We start from the raw sequence: 1,678 nt of genomic DNA on the forward strand, positions 1-1,678 counted from the left end.
AAGAATGCTTTCTCTACCTCTTGTCCCGAGGTGGTGAAAATGGAGCGTTTTTGGATGATTCCGTCTATAACGTCCCAAATATTTATAGTATTTATGTACTAATCGGGTATAACCCCGTATGTCTAATAATAAAAAATAAAAGATTATGATGTATTTCAAATTTGAATTTAGTCTTGGTAAGGGCAAGAAACAAGCTGCAACGAAAAAGGAGAAAAAAGTATTAGGATGGAAAATAGTACATTCCCAAGTGGAAATGCTGAAGAAAGAGGAGAAGTTCAAGACTGCGAGTAATTATTTGACTGCGGCTCGCTCTTGGACAAAGTTCTTGCAACGTGAAGACTGGACTTTCTCTGAGATGGATAGTCAAGAGGTAGAGCTTTATCAGCGATGGCTAAGTGACAAGGGTATTTGCCTCAATACGATTTCAGCTTATCTTCGATCCTTACGAGCAATGTACAATCGGTGGGCAGAGGAATATTCTTCGAATGATGATGTGTGTCCTTTTACAAAAGCTTTCACAGGAAGAACGAAGACTGCCAAACGAAGTATTACCGAAAGTGAAATCCGCAAACTCCATGATTTGGACTTGGAAGAGGGTTCTACCTTGGCGATGTCTCGAGATATCTTTATTTTTAGTTTTTATGCAATGGGGATGCCTTTTGTTGATATTGCTTACTTAAAGAAAAGCCAAATGAAAGATAACGTCATCCGATATGCTCGACATAAGACTGGTCAGCCTATCAGTATTGCCCTCGTCCCAGCTATGCAAGCTATTATCTCACGATATAGTTCTTCTGACTCCATCTATGTTTTCCCGTTGTTAACGACTCAATCCCCTGACTTGCTTCATCGTGAATATCTTCGTCGGTTGCGCCAATACAACTACTCGTTGCATGTTCTTTCCAAAAAGATTTCTTCATCTATCCCTCTTTCCTCTTATGTGGTTCGACACTCGTGGGCGAGTATCGCCTATCAGCATAACATGGATATTGGATTAATCGGAAAGGCATTAGGACATACCAAGACTTCCACCACCTTCGTTTATATAAAAAGTCTTTTTGATTCCAATCTGGCTTCTGCCAACCAATCATTGATGCAAGATATAGGAATATAAAAAGCAGAGCCTATACTCGATTTCTCCCTTCACCAAGTGCACCATACTCTGGATTTTTCGTGTTCCACTTTGGGGAGCTGCTACAAGAAGGGAGAAACTCCTTAGGAAAATGTGATTTTATTTTTGTAATCCGCTGATTATTACTTTTTAAGAAAAAAAAGAATGGATTATGGAAAGAAGTGCGTCAGTAAAGGCAATAAACTGCCCTTTTAAGATAAAAAACGGCATCCTAAGGCAAATTTGATAAATGTGAATCTCATAAAGGGATTGGTTGAACAAACAGCAATTTCCTTTAAAAAGTAATCTTTTACTTATAAAAGCAAGAAAATAAGACACAAAAATAGTCTTTTTTTGTAACAAAATGCAACTTTTTACAAAAAATATTTGGAGAAAAGCTAAATATTATGTAATTTTGCAACCGATTAAAAATATTTTTAAAATTTTGCTAAGTTCTCTTACCATAAAGAGAGTTTTAAACTCTTGGATAAAGGGATTTGAGACAGGCTTATATATAATAAGGTATAACTCTTCCACCTCGGGACAAGAGGTAGAGAAAGCATTCTT

Annotated in this window: 2 protein-coding genes; both read left to right on the top strand. The window is 37.0% G+C overall.

The annotated features are described in order from the left end of the window. Positions 1–145 precede the first annotated feature (145 nt). Positions 146–1,114, top strand: coding sequence for a phage integrase SAM-like domain-containing protein (locus DW917_RS03665; RefSeq protein WP_022109915.1), 969 nt, complete (start codon positions 146–148; stop codon positions 1,112–1,114). A 361-nt stretch (positions 1,115–1,475) separates the two neighbouring features. Beyond that, positions 1,476–1,678, top strand: a 203-nt coding sequence (locus DW917_RS17680; RefSeq protein WP_233524622.1) for a hypothetical protein, incomplete at its 3' end; no start/stop codon positions are given.

Origin of the sequence: Prevotella sp. AM42-24, from assembly GCF_003461825.1 — a bacterium.
Taxonomy (GTDB): Bacteria; Bacteroidota; Bacteroidia; order Bacteroidales; family Bacteroidaceae; genus Prevotella; species Prevotella hominis.